We start from the raw sequence: 19,942 nt of genomic DNA on the forward strand, positions 1-19,942 counted from the left end.
ATAGTTTTTTTCTAAGAAGAAGCTGTTTAGTCATTTTACCTAAATCAAGCGGCCATTTCAAATCCTGTAATCAAAAGCTTACAAAAACAATTTCAAGACATAGGGTAAAAATATGACGATTCCTATTACAAGTGTAATAATGGCAAAAATGAACACTGCTCCGGCAGCAATGTCCTTAGCCTGTTTAGCAAGAGGTTTATACTCATTTGTTACCAGGTCTACTACGCGTTCAATGGCCGTATTCAGTAATTCCAACGAAAACATGCCGCCGATTGAAACGAGAATAAACAGCCATTCTATTTTAGTAATAGAGAAGAACAAGCCAAAGGCAATCACAATAACAGCGCTTATTGCATGAAACCGCATATTTCTTTCCTGCATTAAGGCCGTCACAATTCCTTCTATGGCATAGGCAAAGGTGTGCCAAAATTTTCTGCGTTTAGGCTTATCTAGCGAGTCCATATTCATTTAAAATTTCCTTCTGTAGAGAGAACATTTCTTTTTCCTCTTCCTCTGTCATGTGGTCATACCCTAATAAATGGAGAAATCCATGCACAGCTAAAAAGCCAAGTTCCCTTACGAAAGGATGGCCATATTCTTCTGCCTGCTCCATTGCCTTAGGAATTGAAATGATAATATCTCCCAATACCCTTGGCATCTCAGCGCCCTCAATTTCTATTTCTCCCTCACCTAACTCTTCCATGGCAAATGAAATCACATCAGTTGGCGCGTCCTTATCACGGTATTCACGATTAATTTCTTGGATTCTTTGATTTGTCACAAAGGTAACCGAAACTTCACTATGTTCTTCAATGCTTAGCTTATTTGCTGCAAAATTTAGTAACCTTTCAACATCAAGCATCTGTTGGTCAGACAGCTGCTCTGTTTCATCTAATGAATCAATAAGTAATGTCATGCTTGTTTCACCTTCTTTATTAGCTCAGGATATTCAATTCTAGAATGAAAGATCCCCTTTAATGTTTCACATAATGTGAAAGTGACAGTTTCAATTTCCTTCATGGTCAGATCACATTCATTTAATTGCCCATCTTGAAGACGGTCAGCCACAATTTTTTTCACAAGAGACTCAATCAACTCTGGCGTAGGCTGTGATAAGGAACGTACTGCAGCCTCAACACTATCTGCAATTCCCACCACGGCCGATTCCTTTGACTGTGCCTTCGGACCGGGATAACGGAAATCATCTTCCCTTACATCAGGATCGGCCTGAAGCGCTTTATGATAGAAAAACTTAAGTAAGGTGGTCCCATGATGCTGTTCAGCGATTTCAATTATTTCCTTTGGCATATGGCACTTCTTTAGCATATTCGAACCATCCGTTACATGGGCAATGATGATGCTTGCGCTTTTGTCCGGCGGCAGACGGTCATGCGGATTATCATGGTGGATTTGATTTTCGATAAAAAAGTTTGGCCGCCGTGTTTTGCCTATATCATGATAATAGCTTCCTACCCTTGCCAGCAAACCATTTGCACCAATAGCTTCGCAGGCAGACTCCGCTAAATTTGCAACCATCACGCTATGATGATAGGTCCCAGGGGCCTCCATTAAGATTTTCCTTAAAAGCGGATGATTTGGATTCGATAATTCGATCATCCTAATGGTTGATAGTATGCCGAAACTTGCCTCAAAAAAAGGCAGTAAGCCAATCGTCAACACCGCAGAGGCAATACCTGATACAAGGGCTGTAATAAAATAATACCCATATTCCAAACCGGAATATTGCCCGTTAGGCAAATACATTAAAGCCAAAATGGTCAACAGATTCACTACTGCAGAAAATATCCCAGCCTGCAGAATTTTTGACCGCTGGTTTTGATTACTTAAAAATAATATGCCTCCCAAAGCACTGAATAAAATATAGATACCTTCTGAAAAGTTTAATGTCCCCGATACGCCTTCATTAAATAATACACTGCCGCAAACTGCAAGGATGATAGAGGTCATAATAGCCAGCTTTTCATCAATTAAAATTTTTATCATCATCCCCGCCAAGGCTGCAGGAAATAGATAGCCAATCGCAGAATAATTAAATACTTGCAGCATACTGAGTATTTTCAATAAAAAAATTGATAGAATGAAAATCATCCCGAACAATAACAAAAAGTTTTGTCTCTTTTCGGGGAGCGATTTCATTTGGTAAAAGTAACAATAAAGCGATGTAAGTATAATGCTTATTAAAACAACTAATCCAATGAACGGCTTAAAGGATTTTTCGTTATGTAGCAGTCCAACAAGCTTCAATTGACGGTAAATATCCTGGTTTATGAGTTTCCCTTCTTCTACAATAATTTGCCCTTGTAGAATCTTAACGGGTTCAACACTTTCCGCCGCCTGCCTCCTAAGTTCTTCGGTTGCAGAAGGGTCATAAAATTCATTTTGGATCACAGCATACCTGCCAAGATCAATTGCCGCAATTCTCATATTCTCGCTCAATGCTGAGTATTTTACCTCTTCCTCAACCCTTTTTTTAGCATTTTCGACTTCATCCGCAGATATTCTTTTCGTCATTACATTGTTTATGGCGGTAACCGTTAAATCTTTTGCAATGGACAATTCTTCGTTATTTGCCTGAACTAATGCGGAAAAAACCTGATCGGATAAATCCTTCGATACGGTCGGCGTTAATTTCGACTTAAGCATCGTAACTTTTTCTGAAACACTAGGCTCTATAATTTGTGGCGGCTCCTCAGAAGCCTCTGCAGCCTGCTTTTTTTTATTATCCTTTACTTCATCATTTACTTCAGCCGCAGCGCTGAAAATGGAGGTAATTAGGTCAACGCGGTTTTGCGTATATTCATTTTTTAATGTATAGACAGCCTGAACCTGGTCGCGCGCCTCTTTTCTTTTCTTCTCCGTGCTTTGCTTATCCTCGACTGTCCCTGGAGACCGTATCGTTTTTCCTGCCACTGAAAACAATTCAATATCCAGCTTTTCCGGCTTTACGTTGTTAAACATAGCTGTGAAAAGAACAATTCCTAATACCAGGAAAAAAAGAATACGAAAGAATGTATTATCCAGCAGTTTGCGAATTCGAATGAAATGCTCCTGCAGTTTTTCCAACTATATCCCTCCAACCACGTTTCCCTGAATGATCAAGTCTTTACACTTATGTTATTTATTGATTTTAGATGAAAGCTTGCTTTATGTAAAATGATAACAGTTTTTCCGTCAAGTTTCATCCTCAAAAAAAAAAGGAATCACTTTTATATGCAGTGAGTCCCTTTCAAGCCCATCTTATTTTTCCTTTTTTTCGTATGCCAGTATGATTCTTCCGACAAGCGGGTGGCGAACGACATCGACCGCTTCAAAATAGACGAAGGAAATACCCTTTATATTTTGTAGAATTTCCTCAGCCTCAACTAGGCCTGATTTAGCTCCTTTTGGCAAGTCTATCTGGGTCCGGTCGCCTGTAATGACCATTTTTGAGCCGAATCCAAGTCTGGTCAAGAACATTTTCATTTGCGCATGTGTCGTATTTTGCGCTTCATCCAGGATAACGAAAGCATCATCAAGCGTCCGTCCCCTCATATACGCAAGCGGAGCAATTTCAATTGTCCCCCGTTCGATAAGCCTTCCTGTATGTTCTGCCCCCAATATATCATGGAGCGCGTCATACAATGGCCGTAAATATGGGTCGACCTTTTCTTTTAAATCGCCAGGAAGAAATCCAAGACTTTCTCCTGCTTCAACAGCAGGGCGAGTTAAAATGATTTTATTAACCTGTCCATTTTTCAGGGCGTTAACGGCCATAACAACGGCTAAATACGTTTTTCCTGTACCAGCAGGGCCAATGCCAAACACTAAATCATTTTTCTTAATCGAGTTGATATATTGCCTTTGGCCAAGCGTTTTAACACGGATGGATTTTCCTTTAACGTTTTTGCCGATTTCTTCCTCATATAGATTCACAAAGTAATCAAGGGTTCCCTTTTGAGCCATTTGCACGGCATATAAGACATCTCGCCCGCTAATGGTAATTCCCTTTCGGATGACAAACATTAAGCGGTCGAGTATTTGCCCAGCAAGAGAAACCTGCTCCTCATCTCCTGAGAGGTTGAGCGACTCACCCCTTGTAATAATCGAAACATTAAGCTCTTGTTCAATAATTTTTAAATGTTGGTCTGAAGTTCCGAGCAGCGCCATTGCTTCTGCAGGATTTTCAAGCTGTACCTTAATGGTTGTTAACTTTTCTGTCATTCATGAGTCTCCTTGGAAATCGGTTGTCCGACTGCAATGTTTTCAATGATTTTAAAATGAACGTCCAGTATAACCTTACCATTTTTATTATCTTTGTGTAAAATTTTTTCATCTTTAATGATAGCATCCTCATCTAAAAGACTTTTTATTTGTTTTCTGGCTAATTCGAGTGCGTTTTCTTCCGCTTCTTTTTCTGTGTAATTTCTCGTGTATTCCTCTCTTTCTCGAATGGTTTTATGAACATAGGAGATGGGCAGCTCCCATTTTAAGAAATGAATTTTATGTTCAACCGTTTCGGTTTCAGATTCCTTGAAATCCGGTTTACCAAAGCCCCAGATTGGCAGCTCAAATTTTCCAAATAATAATGAATGCTTTTGTTCCTCGTTTCCGTTATAGACTTTAAAGCTGGTTTCAAACGGCAGCTCAACATGGCTCATATACCAAGTTTCGCCCCAGACCTCTCCTTTTGCTGCGATCATTTTGGAATTTTCCCCTTCTCCGATTACACCAGAAACGAGTAATTGCCCTTCCTCCACATGATCGTTCTTATCCACCACTGGTTGTCCTTCTTCAATATATCTTTTAACAATAATCGCCTTCTTTTTGGCGACGAGATTTTGCGGAGATAGTTGCTCAGGCTTCTTCGGTTCGTTTTTTTCAACCACCTGGAGATGATAGGTTGTCCCTTTTAATTCCACACCAACCCACGTAAGATCACCAATGTTATTGGTTAACTGTCTTTGAATTCCCTCAACATTTTTTACCGAAAATTGCAGCTTGCCAATCTTAACGCCCATCTTGTCCAATTCTTTGCGAATTTGATACTCAGTTGCGGGCTTAGCCCCTTTAATTTGGATTCCCCAAATGACATTTGATAAAACAAAAATTATGATCAGGAAGACTCCCGCACCTATCAAAAAGCCGCTGTTTTTCAACATTCTTTTAAATAAAAAGGGCATGCCGGTTCTTCGTAAAAAAGAAACCCTGCACCCGCTGTTACGAACAAAATATCTGATTTTCTTGGCATCCTCAAGCCTCATTTTAAACGTAATGGTTTCTGTTCCATGCCGCTTTACCTTCCAGATAAAAAAGCCATTCCTAATCAGGACATTAATAAAGCGCTCCATCCCTTTACCTGATACTTTTACTGTGACAATTCCAAATAAATATTCCATCCACAAATTCTTCATTTTGTTCCTCCCAGATTAATCATTAATAAACAGAACCTGATCTATTTTTCCTTCGAGTAATATTTCTTCAGGTAAGATGGTTTTAATGACGAAAGATTTTCCTTTTATCTGTAACTGCCCCTGTTTTAATAGCAGACGGAGTTCTTTATCGGTAAAGGCGAGCAAGCCTCGGTGATTTTCTATATAAATATGGATTTGTCCGATCATCGTAATTCGGGGCAAATCCATCAAAACGTCTTGAGGAAGATCCATTTTATTAGCCATCCAGTTGCGAATCCGTTGGCCCCATTTTTTTGCCATAAAAAAAGAACCCCCTTTCATCTCATGTTTATGAAATGAATAGGGGTTCTAGCACATCTTTTTCGTATTGGGTTCTGCGTTCTTAAGGCATTACCCTCTACCCTTTTTTACGTAATACGTTTTTTTAGATCGTGGCTCACCAAGAATTTCAGCCCAAATGATACCGTTGATTATTTTTTGCGGAGTTGGCTCCACAGAAATGTCAGTTTCCTCCTCAACTACATTATGATCTACCTTTGCTTTCTGGCTGATTTCGGCAGGCTTTTCCTGACTATGATTAACGGTTGAACCGGTTGCCATCTTCTGTTTTGCCTTTTGATAAGCTTTTTCTATATCCTTTTCGTTGTTTTGTTTAGAATGTTTAAATTTCGTTTTAACCGGCTCATTTTGAAAATGAGCTCTTAAATCCTCAAAGGTGTTCATAGAAAATGGTTTATATTTTGTCGTTGGTTTTTTCCCTTTGCGAAAAATCGTGGAGATGATTCCAATAATGATTAGGAAAAGCAGCGTTTCCATTACACCCGCCTCCTAAGATGAATTTTACTGACCATCTTTGTTTTCCCCTGTTATTTTCCCGATTGACCCTCTCATTTCAGTATCAGCGGAGATGTTTTTAAAGTTAAGATAGTCCATGACGCCGATATTGCCCGATTTCAATGCCTCAGCCATCGCAAGCGGCACTTTTGCATCGGCCTCTACTACCTTTGCCTTCATTTCCTGCACCTTGGCCTTCATTTCTTGTTCTAGGGCGACAGCCATAGCTCTCCGTTCTTCCGCTTTCGCTTGGGCAATCTTTTTGTCGGCCTCCGCTTGTTCAGTTTGTAATTCAGCCCCAATATTCTTACCGATATCGACATCAGCAATATCAATTGAGAGAATTTCAAAAGCGGTGCCTGCATCAAGCCCTTTGGCCAGTACCGTTTGCGAAATCAAATCAGGATTTTCTAGGACTTTGCTGTGGCTATCTGATGAACCGATGGTGGAGACAACGCCTTCGCCAACACGAGCAACGACCGTTTCCTCGCCGGCGCCCCCAACAAGGCGATCAATATTGGCACGAACAGTAATTCTTGCCTTTGCTTTTACTTCAATTCCGTTCATGGCAACACCTGCAATAAACGGTGTTTCAATAACCTTGGGATTAACACTCATTTGCACGGCTTCCAGTACGTCACGTCCCGCTAAGTCAATAGCAGCACAACGCTCAAATGATAACTCAATATTTGCCCGATGTGCTGCAATAAGTGCATTTACCACACGGTCAACATTCCCGCCCGCCAAATAATGGCTTTCGAGTTGGTTTGTGGTAACATTTAAACCAGCCTTATGGGCTTTAATTAGGGGATTAACCACCTTGCTTGGTGTTACCCTTCTCAACCTCATTCCTATTAAGGTAAAAATACTGATTCTAACACCCGCAGCAAGCGCAGAAACCCAAAGCATAACCGGTACAAACGATAACAGGATGCCAAATAAAATTAAGGCAATAACCACAAAGCCAATAATAAAAATAGATCCGTCCACAGTCCATTACTCCCTTCTGTTATGAAATTACCTCTCTGACAACAATTCGTGCACCTTCAACCTTGATGACCTTAATTTTTGCATTTTGGGCTATAAACCCGCCCTCACTTACCACATCAACTCTTTCATTATTAAAAATTGCTGTACCAGCAGGCCTTAAAATAGTTAATGCGACTCCTTCTTTCCCCAATAAATCGGTACGATTAATATTGGAAACATAACCATCTTCTTTTTTGGCGGAATCAAATAAAACCATTTTATTGAATAAAACAAGCTTTTTCCCAAGCACCTTTATCATTAAAAAGAACACGAGGGTTGTTAAGAAAATTGAAATTAAAATTGAAACACCCATTTGTAATGCATCCTCCCCGGCAAGAAAGAAGCTTAAAATCAAAGCTGCCAGACCCAAAGTTCCTGCAACTGCACCCGGAAGAAACAATTCAAAGAAAAGCAGCAGGATTCCCCCAGCAAATAGAACCAGAGTGCCAACACCGGCATAGCCTGCCATGAAATGCCCATAAAAAAATAAAACAAGCGCCAATAGTCCAATTAAGCCGGACAGTCCAAACCTTGGCGAAAAAAGCTCTAATACCAGTCCAACTCCGCCAATCGTCAGGAGAACGGTTACAACAACAGGGTTCATAAGAAACTCAACCATCCTAGCCCTCCTTTCTTTACATCTCATAATAATATTTACGGATTATTGGCCTGAAAGTTTCATTTAAAAAGTAAAAGACCACAGGCATTTACCTATGGTCTTAGTGTCAGAATACTATGAAAGGTGTTGTTGTACAAATTTATTAACAAGTGACCCGTCTGCTTTGCCCTTTACTTTAGGCATTATAGCAGCCATCACTTTTCCCATTTCCGTTTTTGATTTTGCACCGACTTCAGAAATAGTTTCTTTTACTATTTCTGAAAGTTCCTCTTCGGAAAGCTGTTTCGGCATATACAGTTCGACAATAGCGATCTCTGTACGCAATTTTTCAACCAAGTCTTCACGACCGGCCTTATCAAACTCATGGAGGGAGTCTTTGCGTTGTTTTAATTCGCGAGAAAGGACCGTTAACTCATCTGCATCGGACAGCTCACTTACACCAAGCTTAATCGCCTCGTTTTGAATCGAAGCTTTAATCATCCGAATAACAGAAAGTTTGTCTTTTTCCTTGTTTTTCATCGCTTGTTTCATGTCATTATTTAAACGCTCGAGAAGACTCATTTATTACACCCTCTTAAAACTTACGTTTTCTTGCTGCTTCAGACTTTTTCTTACGTTTTACACTTGGCTTTTCGTAGAATTCGCGCTTTCTTGCCTCTTGCAAAGTACCAGTTTTTGATACTGTACGTTTGAAGCGACGAAGAGCATCTTCAAGCGATTCGTTTTTACGAACAACGGTTTTAGACATTCTCTTTCCCTCCCTCCGAAACACAACACACTTACATTCAATCCATGTACCTTGCAATTATAATATAACCTAGGTGCAAGGTCAACTGTATTTCACAGTGAAGTGACAAGGAATGTACATTTTATGCAGATATTTTTTTAGCATGTCTTAATTTTCCTTTTAAAGATGGCATGTCCCTCCCTATCGGACCATACAATGAAGGGAGGGGAGGATAGACCATGCTTTACATATTATTATTTGTACTTTGCATTTTAATATTTATTTTTGGCATGACAATTATCAGATTTGGACTATTTAATTTGTCCGCCAACAAACTTAAGACATGGCTGATTAAACTAACCAGTACACCTTTAAAAGGAATGCTGACCGGGACATTTATAACCGCACTCCTGCAAAGCAGTTCTGCGGTAATGGTTATTACAATCGGCTTAATTTCCGCAAGAATCATGACTTTTCCTCAATCGATTGGGATTATTCTTGGTACCAATATTGGTACTACCTTTAAGACAGAATTAATTACGTTTGACATAGATGCTGTTCTTGTCCCATTTGCGATTATTGGGGCAATTCTAATTATATTTCCCAATAAAAAAGCAAGAAGTATCGGAATGCTTCTGTTTGGCATTGCTTCTGTTTTTACGGCAATGAAGGGATTTGAAAGGTTAGCCGAGCCGTTAACATCGATGAATGTGATCCATCAATTCATTCTTTCCATAAATGATAATATTCTGATGAGTTTATTAACGGGAACGGTCATTACTGCCATTATTCAATCAAGTACGGCAATGACCGGGATTACAATGGGATTTCTAACTGCAGGGCTCCTGCAGCTTGATGCGGGAATTGCCATTGTTCTAGGGGCTAATATTGGAACCTGTATCACCGCCATTATTGCATCCATTGGCGGCGGGAAGGAGTCAAAATTGGCGGCCTATGCGCATGTGTGGCTGAATGTTTTTGGCGTATTATTATTTATCCCGCTCATCCCTCTGCTGACCGAAAATGCCCCGCTGCTCGCAGCCAGGAAGGATGTTCAACTGGCTCATATCAGCGTTATTTTTAATGTAGTGTCCTCTCTTTTAGTGCTGCCGTTTGCAACAAAGTTTGGCGAGATGATATTATTTTTACACGATAGAAGACCAAAACAACCTATTGTGAAATAATCAGCTGGACTTTAACCTTACATTCTAATCAGAAGGAGATTGGCTACCGAAAGGCTGAACTATTCACCCATTGGGGCACCAATACGAGTCATTGGTTACCCAAAGCCTGAATTATTTACCAATTGGGGCATCAATACAGGCCATTGGCTACCGAAAGCCTGAATAATTCACGAGTTGGGGCACCAATACAGGCCATTGGCTACCGAGGAGCAGGATTATTCTACAGTTCGGGCGCCAATACGGCCCATTTGGTTACCGAGGAGCAGGATTATTCAACAGTTCGGTCGCCAATACGATCCATTGGTTACCGAAGAGCAGGATTATTCTACAGTTCGGGCGCCAATACGGCCCATTGGTTACCGAGGAGCAGGATTATTCTACAGTTCGGGCGCCAATACGGCCCATTGGTTACCGAAGAGCAGGATTATTCTACAGTTTGGGCGCCAATACGGCCCATTGGTTACCGAAGAGCAGGATTATTCTACAGTTCGGGCACCAATACGAGTCATTGGTTACCTAAAGCCTGAATCATTTACCAATTGGGGCACCAATTCGCTTTTGTTCCAAAATTATTTGCTGAACAATTAATTAAAGGGTGTCCCGTGACGGGGCACCCTTTATTATTAAATAGCTGCTTCTTCAGTTGTAAAAACTTCTTCCTTAACAGTTGCTGTATCTTCAACCACACGGACAAATTGTCCCTCGTTGTAAGGGTATCCGGCTTTTGTAATCTTGACTTTTACAATTTTGCCAACCATATCTTCAGTTGCCGGGAAAACAACCTTTAAGTAGTTATCAGTGTAGCCAACGTAAAGGCCTGATTCAGCCTCTTCTTTAAACGCCTCTTCCGGAATAACCTCCAGAACCTCACCTTCAAATTCTGAAGCATACTCTTTTGCTAGTTGGTCAGAAAGAGTGATTAAGCGGTGAACGCGGTCATTTTTGGCCTCTTCATCAACTTGATCTTCCATTCTGGCAGCGGGTGTTCCTGTACGCTTGGAGTAAGGGAAAACATGAAGCTCGGAGAATTTATGTTCTTTTATAAAATTATAAGTCTCCATAAATTCCTCTTCCGTTTCACCAGGGAAACCAACAATTACGTCAGAGGTTACAGCTAGACCTGGCAGGATTTCCTTCAAACGTTCCAATCTCTCTGCGAAAAATTCCATTGTATATTTACGACGCATTCTTTTCAAAACAGTATTTGAACCAGATTGAATCGGAATATGCAAATGGCGGACAACAATATTCGAATGCTTGATGACTTCAATTACTTCATCGGTAATTTGGCTGGCCTCTATCGAAGAAATTCTCAGTCGTTCTATTCCTTTAACCTGTGCCTCTAAGTCACGAAGCAGCATCGCAAGATTATAATCCTTCATGTCCTCGCCATAACCGCCTGTGTGAATACCTGTAAGGACAATCTCCTTATAGCCCGCATCCACTAATTGCTGGGCCTGGCGAATAACTTCCTGCGGTTCACGTGATCTCATCAGGCCGCGTGCCCATGGAATAATACAGAACGTACAAAAATTATTGCAGCCTTCTTGAATCTTCAAAGAGGCACGTGTTCTGTCTGTAAAGGATGGTACATCCAGTTCTTCATAGACGCGATTCTTCATAATATTGCCGACACCGTTAATTGGCTGCCGTTCTGTTTTATACTGCTCGATATAGTCCAGCATTTTAACACGATCCTGTGTTCCTACAACAACATCTACGCCAGGGATAGCCATGATCTCTGCCGGCGATGTTTGTGCATAACAGCCTGTAACACAGATTACCGCATCTGGGTTCTTTCTAACCGCACGACGGATGACCTGGCGGCTTTTTTTATCTCCTGTATTCGTAACCGTACAGGTATTTATCACATAAACATCTGACATGGATTCAAAATCCACGCGCTCATAGCCTTCTTGCTTAAATAGTTGCCAAATGGCTTCTGTTTCATAGTGGTTGACTTTACAACCCAATGTATGAAAAGCAACTGTTGCCATTGAATGTTCACCTCAGTAATTCAAAATGATAGGAAATGGCCGCAAGGGAATACAATGGGGCCGTTTCCGTCCTTAATATGCGCGGACCGAGTCCGCAAAGATTAAAACCATTATGCGTTAACTGCTGGACCTCTTCTTCTGAAAGGCCCCCTTCGGGTCCAAAGACAAGAAGGAGAGATTCACCAGATTTTAATTGTTTCAGGACAGCAGAAAAAACGGATGTTTCTCCGTTTCTACTTTCCTCCTCATACGCAGCTAATCTATAATCAAATTCTTTACTTTTAGCAAGCAATTCTTTAAAACTCATCGCTCTTTCCACTTTTGGCAGCACGGCACGATGTGATTGCTCGGCCGCCTCTTTGGCAATTTTTTGCCATCTCTCTATTTTTTTCGCAGCCTTTTTCTCATCCCATTTAACAACCGAGCGTGCGGCCGAGAAAGGGATAAATTGATGAGCTCCTAATTCCGTTCCTTTTTGGATAATCCACTCAAGCTTGTCCCCTTTAGGCAGCCCGCTTGCAATAGTAACTGAAATCGGCAGCTCAGAAACCTCTTCTTTCCATTGTACAACGTCTGCAGCAACTCTTTCATCGGTAATTTCTGCAAGCCGGCAGATGGCCTGCTTTCCATCAGGATCGACACAGATGATTTGATCGCCAAGTTCCATGCGCATCACCTTGACTATATGGTGGCAATCTTCTTCGTCTATGAAAAAACGATCTTCACTTGCTCGGTTTTTAACAAAGTAGCGCTGCACAACTTTGCACCCTCTCTAAAACAGAATACGTCTTATTTTACTAAAATTTAAAGCAATAATAAAGAATGAAATACAAAAAGGGGAATGAATATCCCCCCTCGCTTCTTCATTATACCCTTTTAGAAATAATGGCAACCCAATCCTCCATTAAAATGGTTTCTGTAATTTCAAAACCGGATGATACAAGTGCCTCTTTTACTTGATCTTTTTTCTGCTGAATAATACCTGAAGTAATGAAATAACCTCCCGGCTTTACAACCCGGGCCGCATCATCGGTAAAACGCAAAATGACTTCGGCTAAAATATTGGCTACAATGACATCAGCTGATCCTTCTTCAACGCCATCAAGCAGGTTATTCTGAGAAACATTCACCATATTGTGAACTTTATTTAACTTAATATTTAATTTTGCCTGTGTAACTGCCACTTCATCAAGGTCAAAAGCCCTGACATCCTCTGCCCTCAGCATGGCAGCAGCAATACTTAGAACACCCGAACCTGTTCCAACATCAATGACTCGATCACCAGGGCGGACCGTTCTTTCAAGGGCTTGAATACACATCACCGTCGTCGGATGTGTCCCCGTACCAAACGCCATGCCTGGATCCAATTCAATGATTAATTCATCGCTGCTGACGGGGTTATATATCTCCCATGTAGGCACAATCGTGAACTTTTCAGAGATCTTAACAGGGTTATAATACTTCTTCCAAGCAGTCGCCCATTCTTCCTCGTTTACTTCACTGATTGTAACCTTATTTAAGCCTATATCAATATTGAATAGGATAAGATTATTAATAGAATCTTTAATCGCTTCGACTGTTTCGCCCAAGAAGCTATTGACCGGCAAATAGGCCTTTACAATGACACCTTCCTCAGGGTAATCATCTGGATTAAGCTGGTAGATTTCACCGAATTGATCTTCCCTTTCCTTTGTCAATTCAAATGGATCCTCAATTACAACACCGCTCGCCCCAGCTTCGTGTAAAATATGAGAAATTGGCTCAATCGCTTCATTTGTTGTGTGGATACTAATTTCAGACCACTTCATTCTACCAGCTCCAATCCTTACTCGCCTTTAAAGGCACGTTTTACTTTTGAAAAAAAGCTTTCTTCATGTTCCCCTAGAGGAGCATTGCCGCTTGCCTCATCAAATTCGCGCAGCAATTGTTTTTGTTTATCACTTAATTTTGTTGGGGTGATAACCCGAACAAGAATATGTTGATCTCCCGTACCATAACCACGGACATTCGGAACGCCTTTTCCTTTTAATCGGAATTTTGTTCCGGTTTGTGTACCAGAAGGTACCTTCAATTTTACTTTCCCATGCAAGGTTGGCACTTCAATCTCGGCTCCGAGTGTGGCCTGAACAAACGTGATTGGCATTTCACAATAAATGTCATCGCCATCACGTTCAAAAAATTCATGGTCACGAACGTGGAAAACAACATAAAGATCTCCTGCCGGCCCGCCGTTAATACCACCTTCGCCTTGTCCAGAGAGACGCATCTGCTGGCCATCGTCGATTCCCGCAGGAATTTTCACATGAATCTTCTTCCGCTTCTTTACTTTACCAGCGCCGCCACATGTGGCACATTTATTTTTAATTTCTTTACCGGTTCCGTTACAGTAGTGGCAGGTACGTCTGTTCACAATTCTGCCGAATGGAGTATTCTGCTCCACACTTACTTGTCCTGAACCCTGACAATGTTTACAGGTCTCTGGCTTCGTTCCAGGCTTTGCTCCTGTACCACTACATGTTTCACATGTTTCTTCACGAGGAATTTCAATATCCGTTTCTTTACCGAATGCCGCTTCCTCAAAAGAAATGGTCATAGTATATTGAAGGTCTGCACCCTGTCTTGGCGCATTCGGGTCTCTCCGACGAGAACCGCCTCCGCCAAAAAAGGTATTAAAGATATCTTCAAAGCCGCCAAAACCGCCGCCGAAATCAGAACCCCCGCCAAATCCTCCGAAGCCTTGATTCGGGTCAGTATGTCCAAATTGGTCATAGTGTGCCCGTTTTTGGTCATCACTCAACACTTCATAGGCTTCTGCAATTTCCTTAAATTTATCCGCTGCATCCGGTTCTTTATTGATATCCGGGTGATATTGTTTAGACAGTTTGCGATAAGCCTTTTTTATTTCATCCTTAGAGGCACCTTTGCTTAAACCAAGCACCTCATAGTAATCCCGTTTACTCATTGATTACCATCACTCCCGAATCTTTTCACATAAAGATTATTCTAACACCCTAGGAAAGGTATAGCAATAAATAAAAACTCGCCGACTGGCGAGTCCATTAGGACGAAGACAGAGGCGTAGTTATATTTATGCGTTCAGAACTTATGGAATAAATTCTGATTAGCTAAAAAAGCCAAAGCCTTTAGTCTGACTTTGACTTTTTTATCAGTAATACAAGTAACCGTCTAATACAACGATTACTGTCTAGCTCCAGCGCCTAGGGGCTCTGGGTCATAAGCCCCTGGTCAAGGCGCTTCCGCTTTTCTATTTATCGTCTTTAACTTCTTCAAACTCTGCATCAACTACATTGTCGTCTTTTTTGCCAGAGGCACCTGCATCAGCGCCGCCTGCCTGCGCTTGCTGTGCCGCAGCAGCCTGTTCATATAGCTTTACAGTCAAAGCCTGAACGATTTCTTGAAGAGCATCTTTTTTCGCACGCATTTCTGCTAAATCGTTTTTCTCGATAGCTTGCTTTAGAGCATCCTTCGCATCATTTGCTTTTGCTACTTCAGCAGCGTCAACCTTACCTTCCAGATCCTTTAAGGTTTTTTCTGTTGTAAAGACTAGCTGATCCGCTTCATTGCGAAGTTCTGCTTCTTCTTTGCGTTGTTTATCCGCTTCCGCGTTTTCTTCTGCTTCGCGGACCATTTTTTGAATTTCATCATCAGAAAGTCCTGTAGATGATTTAATGGTAATTTGCTGCTCTTTATTTGTACCAAGATCCTTAGCACGAACATTTACGATTCCGTTTTTATCGATATCGAAAGTTACTTCGATTTGCGGAATTCCCCGTGGTGCCGGTGGAATGTCAGATAACTGAAAGCGGCCTAATGTTTTATTGTCCGCTGCCATTGGACGCTCCCCTTGAAGAACGTGAATATCCACGGCTGTTTGGTTGTCAGCAGCAGTTGAGAACACCTGTGACTTGGAAGTTGGGATGGTTGTATTACGGTCGATTAATTTTGTAAATACACTGCCCATTGTTTCAATACCAAGGGATAATGGCGTTACATCTAGAAGTACTACGTCTTTTACGTCACCAGTGATAACGCCGCCCTGAATTGCTGCACCCATCGCTACAACTTCATCAGGGTTTACTCCGCGATGCGGCTCTTTGCCAGTTGCCTTTTTAATGGCTTCTTGAACAGCAGGGATACGAGTAGAACCACCGACAAGAATAACTTTGTCAAGTTCTGCTGGAGACATACTTGCATCGCTCAATGCCTGACGGACAGGTCCCATCGTACGTTCAACAAGATGTGCTGTTAATTCATCAAATTTAGCCCTTGATAAAGTTACTTCCAAATGAAGCGGACCTGCAGGGCCTGCAGTGATAAATGGCAGGGATACCTGCGTGGAAGTCACGCCGGAAAGATCCTTTTTCGCTTTTTCAGCAGCATCCTTCAAACGTTGCAAGGCCATTTTATCTTGAGAAAGGTCAATGCCATTTTCCTTTTTGAATTGATCTACTAAATAATCAATAATCACTTGGTCAAAGTCATCACCGCCAAGACGGTTGTCACCGGCAGTTGATTTTACCTCAAAAACACCGTCTCCAAGTTCAAGAATGGAAACGTCAAATGTACCGCCGCCAAGGTCATAAACAAGAATCGTTTGATCTTGGTCTGTTTTATCCAAACCGTATGCTAAAGCAGCAGCGGTCGGTTCGTTAATAATCCGTTCTACTTCAAGACCGGCAATTTTACCTGCATCCTTCGTAGCCTGGCGCTCAGCATCGTTAAAGTAAGCAGGAACTGTAATGACTGCCTTTGTTACTGGCTCACCAAGATAATCCTCTGCATAGGATTTTAAATACTGAAGAATGATAGCCGAAATTTCCTGCGGTGTATATTGCTTTCCTTCAATTTCTTCCTTATGGGCAGTACCCATATGACGTTTAATGGAAATAATCGTATTTGGGTTTGTGATCGCCTGGCGCTTTGCCACTTCCCCTACTTGACGTTCCCCATTTTTGAAGGCTACAACAGATGGAGTTGTACGGTTGCCTTCTGGATTGGGAATTACCTTTGGTTCCCCGCCTTCAAGTACAGCAACACAGGAGTTGGTTGTACCAAGGTCAATACCGATAATTTTGCTCATTGCCTTTATCCTCCTTATAAAATAATATGTAGGCTTATTGATTCACTTTTACCATTGATGGCCGAATCACCCGGTCTTTTAGTAAATAGCCCTTCTGGAATTCCTCAATCACTATGTTTGAGCCATAAGCAGCATCGTCTCCCTGCATTACAGCATGATGCTGATGGGGGTCAAATTCCTTCCCCACTGCTTCAATAGGCTCGACACCTTCTTTTTTCAAAGCATCGATTAAGCTGCGGTAGACCATATCCATTCCCTGCAGCACTGACTTTGTTTGTTCGTTGTCTGCCTCAATCTCCAAAGCTCTTCCAAAGTTATCAAGTACCGGAAGTAAATCGGTCACTAGTTTTTGCGCTCTATATTTTTCGCCCGCCTCTTGATCCAAGCGGGTACGGCGTTTGAAATTATCAAAGTCTGCTTGCAGGCGAAGGTAGCGGTTCTCTGCCGCCTCCAGTTTATCCTTTAACATTTGAATTTCCTGCAATTGCGCTTCAGCTTCAGCATGAACAGGCTGTTCAGCAGTTTCTGCCTCCATTTCAATTGTTTGTTCAATTGATTGTCCGGCACGAGCGGCTTCATTATCAGTAAATTCAACGCTTTCGCTGCCTCTTAAATCTTCCATTTCTTCATTCAAGGTATTGTTTTTTTCGTTTGACAACATACTCACCTCCCTTAAAGAATCAAATCTCACTTATTTAATGGCTGATAACCATGGTAAGAGGGTGAAATGGTTGATTTCACCCTTACTCAATATTACCAGTGTTATTTGTATTGATACAGCTTTGTTAATACTGCCGATAAATCATGGCTTAATAACTGCAATAAGCTGATAACACGTGAATATTCCATCCTTGTCGGGCCAAGAATCGCAATCGTCCCCAATTTTTCTGTGCCGGCAGAATAAGTAGCCGTGATTAGACTGCAATCTTCCATGATACTATTTTGATTCTCACTGCCAATCTTCACGCTAATACCTTTTTGATTGCTTCTGATTAAATTTGTAATCCAATCTTCTCGATCTATCATGGTTAATAGATTACGTATTTTGGCAATATCATGAAATTCTGGCTGACTTAACATGTTCGTTTTCCCTGCGAAAAATAACTTTTCAGTTGCTGGCATTTTAAAGGTTTCCGCAATGGTATGAAGAAAAAGGTCATAACGGCGGATATGCTGTTTTAAAAGCATTGCCACCTCTTTAAAAATCTTATCATGTAAATCTTCAAGCGGGACACCGGATAATTTTTCGTTTAGGATGTTTACGATTTTCTCCAATTCGCTCATATCAAGTACAGCCGGCAGTGAAAAGGTCCTATTTTCCACATGGCCAGTATCTGTCACTAAGATTGCAACAGCTGTTTCTTTGTTTAAGGGGATGATTTGAATTCTTTTCAGCTTATTGATGCCGACATCCTGCCCTAGAACAATGGAAGTATAATTCGTCATTTCTGACAAAATTTTCGCAGACCTTTGAATTATTTTTTCAAATTCAAAAATCCTCTCCGCAAAGATGGATTGAATGATTGAAATATCCTGAGGATTCAAAGTCTGCGGTGAAAGCAAATGGTCAACGTAGTAACGATAACCTTTTTCCGAAGGGACACGCCCCGATGAGGTATGAGTTTTTTCGATAAACCCCATTTCCTCAAGATCGGCCATTTCATTTCGAATTGTTGCCGAACTAAAGGAAATCTCCTCTTTTTTCGACAAACTTCTAGAGCCGACTGGTTGTGCAGATCGAATAAAGTCATCAACAATAACCTGAAGAATCAACAATTGACGATCTGTTAACAACATTCATCACCTCTGTTAGCACTCCGCATTAACGAGTGCTAATTATACTAATAAATTATCAAAAAGGAATTATGGTGTCAATTACATACTCCTAAAAACGACTGAAAAACTTCATTTCCTAACAGACGGCCCTTTTTAGTTAAATATATTCTGCCATCCTGTACATTTAACAATAGTCTTGATGTTAATTCAGCTAATTCCTGCTTAAATAATTGCTCGGGATCACGGTCAAATTTTATTTTAAAACTTGAGATTGAAACACCTTCCGTTTTTCGCAGGCCTAAAAACATTTCTTCCTCCATTTGTTCTGCTAATGTTACTTGATGTTCCTCAATGAAGGGAAGTTTTCCACTGTTAATCTGGTCCATATATTTTTTCAAAGGCCCATAATTAGAACGGCGAAAGTCATCTACGTAGCTATGCGCTCCAGCCCCAAAACCAAAGTAGTTTTCGTTGTCCCAATAGGTTAAATTATGCTTGCTTTCAAAGCCGGGCTTGGCAAAGTTGCTTATTTCATACTGTTTGAAGCCGTGTTTTTCCATTGCCTCCATTACCATTTCGTACATTTGTGCCTCTATATCCTCACCTGGGACTGGAAGGCGGCCTTTTTTCATTAAATTATAAAAAACGGTCTTAGGCTCGATAATTAACGAGTAGGCTGAGTAATGCGGAATGTCCAATGAAAACGCCGTATGAAGAGAAGCTTGAAAGTCTTCAAGTGTTTGCTCGGGCAAACTGTAAATCAGGTCGATACTAATATTCTGAAATCCTGTCTTCTTCACATCGTCAATGGTTCGATAGACATCTTCAGCCCGATGAACACGGCCGATTTTTTTCAACAATTCATCATTAAAGGTTTGGACACCAAGACTAATCCGGTTGACACCTGCATCCTTTAATATTTGTAATTTTTCCTTCGATAAATCACCAGGATTTGCCTCGAAAGTAAATTCTACATCTGAACTTTTCAATAAATGTCGGTTAATGCTTTCACAGAATCGTTCAAGCTGCTTTTCATTTAAAGAGGTGGGCGTTCCTCCCCCAACAAAAATAGTATCAAGTTCTTTCACTGGAAACTGCGCCAGAGTCATTTGCATTTCCCGATCCAGAGCTAGTAAGTATTCATCAACAGGCTGCCCCTTAAGAAACACTTTGTTAAAATCACAATAATGGCAAATATGTTCACAAAAAGGAATGTGCAGATAGGCAGCTTTAATCATCAAGGTTTCAACTCCTTACTAACAAA

21 protein-coding genes are annotated in these 19,942 nt (G+C 41.1%); 2 read left to right on the plus strand and 19 right to left on the minus strand.

Annotated elements, in window-relative coordinates:
* Positions 1-78: 78 nt before the first annotated feature.
* From ACZ5B7_RS22855 to rpsU, 11 genes are all read right to left on the minus strand, one after another.
* Entirely contained in the window at positions 79-468 is a 390-nt protein-coding gene (locus ACZ5B7_RS22855; RefSeq protein WP_464491091.1) for a diacylglycerol kinase family protein, read from the minus strand.
* Positions 446-862, minus strand: coding sequence for an rRNA maturation RNase YbeY (ybeY, locus tag ACZ5B7_RS22860; RefSeq protein ID WP_464494554.1), 417 nt, complete (start codon positions 860-862; stop codon positions 446-448). Before ybeY ends, ACZ5B7_RS22855 begins: the two co-directional genes overlap by 23 nt.
* Before the next feature lie 50 nt (positions 863-912).
* A complete protein-coding gene (locus tag ACZ5B7_RS22865) occupies positions 913-3,084 on the minus strand; it encodes an HD family phosphohydrolase (RefSeq protein ID WP_464491092.1) in 2,172 nt (723 codons plus the stop codon).
* 174 nt (positions 3,085-3,258) lie between these two features.
* Positions 3,259-4,221 (minus strand): PhoH family protein, encoded by a 963-nt coding sequence (locus ACZ5B7_RS22870; RefSeq protein ID WP_464491093.1) that lies wholly within the window; start codon positions 4,219-4,221, stop codon positions 3,259-3,261.
* On the minus strand, positions 4,218-5,411 hold the full coding sequence (yqfD, locus tag ACZ5B7_RS22875; RefSeq protein ID WP_464491094.1) for a sporulation protein YqfD: 1,194 nt from the start codon (positions 5,409-5,411) through the stop codon (positions 4,218-4,220). Before yqfD ends, ACZ5B7_RS22870 begins: the two co-directional genes overlap by 4 nt.
* 15 nt (positions 5,412-5,426) lie before the next feature.
* Entirely contained in the window at positions 5,427-5,711 is a 285-nt protein-coding gene (gene yqfC / locus ACZ5B7_RS22880) for a sporulation protein YqfC (protein ID WP_213144813.1), read from the minus strand.
* Between the two features lie 90 nt (positions 5,712-5,801).
* On the minus strand, positions 5,802-6,227 hold the full coding sequence (locus tag ACZ5B7_RS22885) for a hypothetical protein (protein ID WP_464491095.1): 426 nt from the start codon (positions 6,225-6,227) through the stop codon (positions 5,802-5,804).
* Positions 6,228-6,251: 24 nt separating this feature from the next.
* Positions 6,252-7,223, minus strand: coding sequence for a flotillin-like protein FloA (floA, locus tag ACZ5B7_RS22890; RefSeq protein ID WP_372447637.1), 972 nt, complete (start codon positions 7,221-7,223; stop codon positions 6,252-6,254).
* 31 nt (positions 7,224-7,254) lie between these two features.
* The gene (locus ACZ5B7_RS22895; protein ID WP_423799129.1) at positions 7,255-7,893 is read right to left on the minus strand and encodes an NfeD family protein; all 639 of its coding nucleotides are present in this window, start codon (positions 7,891-7,893) and stop codon (positions 7,255-7,257) included.
* Positions 7,894-8,007: 114 nt separating this feature from the next.
* A complete protein-coding gene (locus ACZ5B7_RS22900) occupies positions 8,008-8,454 on the minus strand; it encodes a GatB/YqeY domain-containing protein (protein WP_464491096.1) in 447 nt (148 codons plus the stop codon).
* 13 nt (positions 8,455-8,467) lie between these two features.
* Positions 8,468-8,641, minus strand: a complete 174-nt coding sequence (gene rpsU, locus ACZ5B7_RS22905) for a 30S ribosomal protein S21 (protein ID WP_007087607.1) — start codon at positions 8,639-8,641, stop codon at positions 8,468-8,470.
* 218 nt (positions 8,642-8,859) lie between these two features.
* Here rpsU and ACZ5B7_RS22910 point away from each other — a divergent pair, with 218 nt between their 5' ends.
* Positions 8,860-9,804, plus strand: a complete 945-nt coding sequence (locus tag ACZ5B7_RS22910; RefSeq protein WP_464491097.1) for a Na/Pi symporter — start codon at positions 8,860-8,862, stop codon at positions 9,802-9,804.
* Between the two features lie 195 nt (positions 9,805-9,999).
* Complete coding sequence (locus ACZ5B7_RS22915; RefSeq protein WP_464491098.1) at positions 10,000-10,392, plus strand: hypothetical protein; 393 nt, start codon at positions 10,000-10,002, stop codon at positions 10,390-10,392.
* 35 nt (positions 10,393-10,427) lie between these two features.
* On the opposite strand, the gene mtaB is transcribed toward ACZ5B7_RS22915, so the two are convergent.
* The 8 genes from mtaB to hemW all read right to left on the minus strand — a co-directional run bounded on the left by mtaB (position 10,428) and on the right by hemW (position 19,916).
* The gene (gene mtaB / locus ACZ5B7_RS22920; RefSeq protein WP_464491099.1) at positions 10,428-11,801 is read right to left on the minus strand and encodes a tRNA (N(6)-L-threonylcarbamoyladenosine(37)-C(2))-methylthiotransferase MtaB; all 1,374 of its coding nucleotides are present in this window, start codon (positions 11,799-11,801) and stop codon (positions 10,428-10,430) included.
* 7 nt (positions 11,802-11,808) lie between these two features.
* Positions 11,809-12,558, minus strand: coding sequence for a 16S rRNA (uracil(1498)-N(3))-methyltransferase (locus tag ACZ5B7_RS22925; protein ID WP_464491100.1), 750 nt, complete (start codon positions 12,556-12,558; stop codon positions 11,809-11,811).
* A 109-nt stretch (positions 12,559-12,667) separates the two neighbouring features.
* Positions 12,668-13,609, minus strand: coding sequence for a 50S ribosomal protein L11 methyltransferase (gene prmA / locus ACZ5B7_RS22930; protein WP_464491101.1), 942 nt, complete (start codon positions 13,607-13,609; stop codon positions 12,668-12,670).
* A 17-nt stretch (positions 13,610-13,626) separates the two neighbouring features.
* Positions 13,627-14,763, minus strand: coding sequence for a molecular chaperone DnaJ (dnaJ, locus tag ACZ5B7_RS22935; RefSeq protein ID WP_423799133.1), 1,137 nt, complete (start codon positions 14,761-14,763; stop codon positions 13,627-13,629).
* 303 nt (positions 14,764-15,066) lie between these two features.
* The gene (gene dnaK, locus ACZ5B7_RS22940) at positions 15,067-16,902 is read right to left on the minus strand and encodes a molecular chaperone DnaK (protein ID WP_464491102.1); all 1,836 of its coding nucleotides are present in this window, start codon (positions 16,900-16,902) and stop codon (positions 15,067-15,069) included.
* A 34-nt stretch (positions 16,903-16,936) separates the two neighbouring features.
* Positions 16,937-17,563 (minus strand): nucleotide exchange factor GrpE, encoded by a 627-nt coding sequence (grpE, locus tag ACZ5B7_RS22945; protein WP_464491103.1) that lies wholly within the window; start codon positions 17,561-17,563, stop codon positions 16,937-16,939.
* A gap of 101 nt (positions 17,564-17,664) precedes the next feature.
* A complete protein-coding gene (hrcA, locus tag ACZ5B7_RS22950) occupies positions 17,665-18,696 on the minus strand; it encodes a heat-inducible transcriptional repressor HrcA (RefSeq protein WP_213145290.1) in 1,032 nt (343 codons plus the stop codon).
* Between the two features lie 77 nt (positions 18,697-18,773).
* Positions 18,774-19,916, minus strand: a complete 1,143-nt coding sequence (gene hemW, locus ACZ5B7_RS22955; RefSeq protein WP_464494555.1) for a radical SAM family heme chaperone HemW — start codon at positions 19,914-19,916, stop codon at positions 18,774-18,776.
* Positions 19,917-19,942: the final 26 nt, after the last annotated feature.

The sequence above is a fragment of the Neobacillus sp. S1115 genome (assembly GCF_055385565.1).

Coding starts and splice junctions, on each gene's coding strand:
- mtaB (WP_464491099.1), bottom strand. CDS start 11,801: ATGGCAACAGTTGCTTTTCATACATTGGGTTGTAAAGTCAACCACTAT.
- dnaK (WP_464491102.1), bottom strand. CDS start 16,902: ATGAGCAAAATTATCGGTATTGACCTTGGTACAACCAACTCCTGTGTT.
- ACZ5B7_RS22900 (WP_464491096.1), bottom strand. CDS start 8,454: ATGAGTCTTCTCGAGCGTTTAAATAATGACATGAAACAAGCGATGAAA.
- yqfC (WP_213144813.1), bottom strand. CDS start 5,711: ATGGCAAAAAAATGGGGCCAACGGATTCGCAACTGGATGGCTAATAAA.
- prmA (WP_464491101.1), bottom strand. CDS start 13,609: ATGAAGTGGTCTGAAATTAGTATCCACACAACAAATGAAGCGATTGAG.
- yqfD (WP_464491094.1), bottom strand. CDS start 5,411: ATGAAGAATTTGTGGATGGAATATTTATTTGGAATTGTCACAGTAAAA.
- ybeY (WP_464494554.1), bottom strand. CDS start 862: ATGCTTGATGTTGAAAGGTTACTAAATTTTGCAGCAAATAAGCTAAGC.
- ACZ5B7_RS22910 (WP_464491097.1), top strand. CDS start 8,860: ATGCTTTACATATTATTATTTGTACTTTGCATTTTAATATTTATTTTT.
- ACZ5B7_RS22885 (WP_464491095.1), bottom strand. CDS start 6,227: ATGGAAACGCTGCTTTTCCTAATCATTATTGGAATCATCTCCACGATT.
- ACZ5B7_RS22855 (WP_464491091.1), bottom strand. CDS start 468: ATGAATATGGACTCGCTAGATAAGCCTAAACGCAGAAAATTTTGGCAC.
- grpE (WP_464491103.1), bottom strand. CDS start 17,563: ATGTTGTCAAACGAAAAAAACAATACCTTGAATGAAGAAATGGAAGAT.
- ACZ5B7_RS22870 (WP_464491093.1), bottom strand. CDS start 4,221: ATGACAGAAAAGTTAACAACCATTAAGGTACAGCTTGAAAATCCTGCA.
- rpsU (WP_007087607.1), bottom strand. CDS start 8,641: ATGTCTAAAACCGTTGTTCGTAAAAACGAATCGCTTGAAGATGCTCTT.
- dnaJ (WP_423799133.1), bottom strand. CDS start 14,763: ATGAGTAAACGGGATTACTATGAGGTGCTTGGTTTAAGCAAAGGTGCC.
- hemW (WP_464494555.1), bottom strand. CDS start 19,916: ATGATTAAAGCTGCCTATCTGCACATTCCTTTTTGTGAACATATTTGC.
- ACZ5B7_RS22895 (WP_423799129.1), bottom strand. CDS start 7,893: ATGGTTGAGTTTCTTATGAACCCTGTTGTTGTAACCGTTCTCCTGACG.